Source organism: Methylobacterium sp. E-025 (assembly GCF_022829705.1).
Taxonomy (GTDB): Bacteria; Pseudomonadota; Alphaproteobacteria; order Rhizobiales; family Beijerinckiaceae; genus Methylobacterium.
In genome coordinates, this window is record NZ_JAKSYR010000166.1 from 1 (window position 1) to 3,580 (window position 3,580).

A 3,580-nucleotide genomic window follows, 5' to 3' on the forward strand; every position below is an offset into this window, starting at 1 on the left:
TCGGAAGTACGCCGCTTCCCAAGGTAAGGATTGGCGTGATCGTGGAGTTCAGCAGGAATATCTCCGCATGGAGATGCTGGGTCTGCCGGGAGCGGTAAGCCACAACAAAGCCTATCGCGCGATGATGGGTGCACCGAGCGATGAAGCTGCGCTCTACGCCGGCATCTCGAAATTCGAGAACCCTCAGCATCACGACCTCGCCTATCAGATCCGCCTGCCATTCTTGAACCGACTGCGGCTGGACGGTGAAAGCGCGGCGTCTGCGTCGGCATCAGGCGGCGGTGCGGCGACCGGTCTTGACGGCCAAGTCGGCGTAGACCTCGGCAATGGCACCATGCGGATGCCAAATGGACGTATTCGCTCTAAAACCTACGGCTCTGGACCTGGGCCTTCGGCTGATGCCCCCGGATCATCCGGTCGTATGGGTGATCGCATGATGCAGCGGATGTACGGAGACCAAGCTCCGGTCGCTAAGGGTGGCAAAGGCTCACTTGACATCACCCTTCACGGCTTCCCGGCTGGTGCGAAGCCGCGCGCTTCGATGGACGACCTGTTCAAAGAGGTGAATGTCTCCAAGAGCCGGAAGATGGAAACGACGAGTATCTGAGACCCAGCGCCGTCGCCATCCGAAACCGTCGTTCCGCGGTTTATGACGTTTGGTATCGGCCTAGCACGATGAAGCCTACTATCAGTAGGAGCCTAGCATTCGGTACCGTCTGCTTCAGCTTTTGACCAACGCCGCCACGCGAGCCACGATCTCTGCGACCGGCAGGCTGGCGTCAGGATGATCGGCCATGATCGCCGCCCAAGGCATTGCAGGCTGCTCGGCCTCCTCAGGCTTCTGGACGAGGGCCAAGCCGCCGCGTGCTTTGACAGTCGCCAAGCCATCCGCGCCGTCCGCACCATAGCCGCTGAGCACGATACCAACGACGCGTTCGCCGTAGGCCTCGGCGGCTGACACGAACAACGGGTCCGCCGCAGGACGGGTGAAGTGGACCTTCGCCCCGTGATCGAGACGGATCACGCCGTGATCAAGGCACATGTGCTTGTCGGGAGGGGCGACGTAGACGCAACCGTCCTCAAAGGGTTCGCCATCCTCGCCATGGGAAATGCGCAGGTGGCTCGTCATGCTCAGCATCTCAGGGAGGCTACTGGGATGACGGCCGATGTGCCAGACGATAAACACCGACGCCGAGCAATCTGCCGGAAGCCCTCCGATGATCTGTCGGAGCGGTGCGAGGCTGCCGGCTGATGCCGCGATGACGATGATGAGTCCCATGAGACTGCCAACAGTGCCTTAGGTGGAATGTTCAAAGGCAAGATTGCGGAAGACCCAGTTCTCTAGGGGGGCAGATCCCGTGTGCGATCCGCTCCTCATGCGGCACGCCCGCATACCACCTCAAGCGGATGCCAAGCGTCTAATTTCCACCATTAGGTGATTGCAGCAACTACCTGCGTTTACGCTGCAAATTCAACCACTTGCAGCCTTATCTTCATCACCCCGCATAGCTTCAGCAACACTGCCAAACGCGGCAACGACCGCCCACGCGTTAGCTTCGCGGATCGTATCGAGATCGGTCCGGCTGGCCCCCGGTATCTCAATATCTGACATCTCGGCGCTTAGGCTTTGTCCAAGGGCACGCACCCGTACCGGCGACATGCCACACTGCTCGAACACCAGCACCGCTACCGTTTGCATGAGCACCCGCAAGGCTGAGGCCTCAGCATGCTGCTCAACCGCATCCTTATCTATCGCCATGGCCATCCTGCCGACCGGATCAGATCTAAGTCCAACCGCCGCGACGCACGTCATGCGTCCCTGCAGACATCTATACAACTATGGATTGCACGTACCGAGATAGCGTTCAAGCCGTAGTTGCCCAAAGATCCTCACTCGACGCGGATTGGCCGATGCCTGTTGGTACCAGCCCGGGGTAATTGGGGCGAATCCGGATACGCCGCCCTGCCGGCTTGGCAGTGATGAGGGATTGACGTGCTTCGCCACCCAACTGCAATCTTGGCATCAGAGTAAGCTGCGACGGCGTTGCTCTGACCCACTCGCACGGTGGTCGAAAACAGCGAGAGCCGGCGGCTCGAGTCCTGGAGCGTGGTCGGCGCCCTCGCGCACCTCGATCTCGTCGGATAGCCGCTGCCGGCAGCACGGGAATGACGACGACGCTCGACCTGATCAACACCCTGGCATGGGAGCAGCGCAAAGGCGACGCGACCAAGAACGACGGCTTCTACGATCTCGGCAATGCGCCTGCGCAGCCGGAGGCGGCGACTTGATATAGAACCGCTATCGTTCAAATGGCCGTCAGATCGAGGGAAGCTTATATGAATTCGGTAGAGGTGCTCACCGACGCACGTTCGAGAGAAGTGCCTTGGCCCCTCATCGTGGAAGCTCTTCGCGATCTTATGTCAGCAGGCAGCGTCGACGACCAAGGTAGGCCATGGGTCGAAGTGGCCGCAAATTTAACCGGCTACACAACAAGCCAATTGTGGATTGGCATCAGAACATACGCCTTCATTCAAAAATTTATTAGTTCGCATGAGTTGCCAGCCCACGCGCTTGGATGGCCCATGTCAAATCTTGAAGTAGTTAGCCGCATAGCGAAAGCAAACGAAGACCGGGCTAAGAAAATAGTTTGTAGCACAGATCAGCTTACATTACGCAATTTGCGCAGCATCTATGACCAAACTAAAAAAGATCCTACTAGCAAGATTTCTGCCATGAGTGCAGGCCTACAATCGTCGAAGTCTTTTACAGACAAGCTTTTCCAAAATCTGTCAAATAAAGACGCTCTCCAACAAATCCTGGGTTTGACGCAAAGTTCGTCAGTTGGACGTCTTAAGATCTGGCCTGGGCGATATCCTTACTGTCACCCAAATTTCTACGTCGATTTCATGAGCGATGGCAAACTTTGTCTTGCTGCGTTCGAGGGTTTGAGATTTTTTGGCGATGTTAATTCACAGGTTGCAACGAAAGCAGCCTTGAAAGCAGCCGTCGAAGCAACATTTTTCGCTCAGTATTATCTGTGCGCTCCAAGTTGGGTGTCGACTGATGACCTTATATCGCTCAGAGAAAAATTAGGACTCTTTAACGTTGGGGTCATTAGTGTCGGCGAGGAAAACGTCGTTGCATTTGCGCATCCCCTCGGGCCATCCGTGCATGATCGGCAAAACGTTCTGTTGGAAGACCACGCAATGCGAGCCCGATTGGGGATTGTCCCCTAGCGAAACATGGACTTAAAGAGCGCTATAAAGTAAAAGGCCCAGCTTTGCAGCTGAGCCCTGAGCAAGTCTCGACTCTCTAGGTAAGTATGTGCGCGACCAATGCAGGCCGCGCACATATCGAGTTGGCTTAAAAGTCGCGCTGGACGCGAACCTTGGCCTGGAAGACGTCGTCGCTGGTCGCGGTGCGAACGGCGCCGCCGGCGTTGATCGCGGCGATGCGCGAGTAGGCGGTCGGATCCTTGTCGGTGTCGATCACGCGGCCGTTCTTGACGCCGATCTGGGTGTAGAGGCCTTCCACACCGATATCGAGGTCCTTCACCGGCGACCAGATCAGGCTCGCGCC

General features: G+C 57.2%; 5 protein-coding genes and 1 pseudogene. 3 read left to right on the top strand and 3 right to left on the bottom strand.

The genetic code is table 11. From position 1 onward, the window contains the following. Window positions 1-607, top strand: a 607-nt coding sequence (locus MKK64_RS24140; RefSeq protein WP_409568005.1) for a hypothetical protein, incomplete at its 5' end; no start/stop codon positions are given. Between the two features lie 114 nt (window positions 608-721). On the opposite strand, the gene MKK64_RS24145 is transcribed toward MKK64_RS24140, so the two are convergent. Further along, window positions 722-1,279 (bottom strand): chemotaxis protein CheB, encoded by a 558-nt coding sequence (locus MKK64_RS24145; RefSeq protein WP_243938091.1) that lies wholly within the window; start codon window positions 1,277-1,279, stop codon window positions 722-724. A 192-nt stretch (window positions 1,280-1,471) separates the two neighbouring features. Further along, window positions 1,472-1,759 (bottom strand): hypothetical protein, encoded by a 288-nt coding sequence (locus MKK64_RS24150; protein WP_243938093.1) that lies wholly within the window; start codon window positions 1,757-1,759, stop codon window positions 1,472-1,474. 407 nt (window positions 1,760-2,166) lie between these two features. Between MKK64_RS24150 and MKK64_RS28170 the strand changes: the two genes are divergently transcribed. Together MKK64_RS28170 and MKK64_RS24155 are read left to right on the top strand one after the other, a co-directional pair. Further along, the gene (locus MKK64_RS28170; RefSeq protein ID WP_279593354.1) at window positions 2,167-2,289 is read left to right on the top strand and encodes a hypothetical protein; all 123 of its coding nucleotides are present in this window, start codon (window positions 2,167-2,169) and stop codon (window positions 2,287-2,289) included. Between the two features lie 48 nt (window positions 2,290-2,337). Next, complete coding sequence (locus MKK64_RS24155; protein ID WP_243938095.1) at window positions 2,338-3,237, top strand: hypothetical protein; 900 nt, start codon at window positions 2,338-2,340, stop codon at window positions 3,235-3,237. A gap of 127 nt (window positions 3,238-3,364) precedes the next feature. Here MKK64_RS24155 and MKK64_RS24160 read toward each other — a convergent pair. Further along, window positions 3,365-3,580 (bottom strand): annotated as a pseudogene (locus MKK64_RS24160) (porin); the annotation flags it as partial.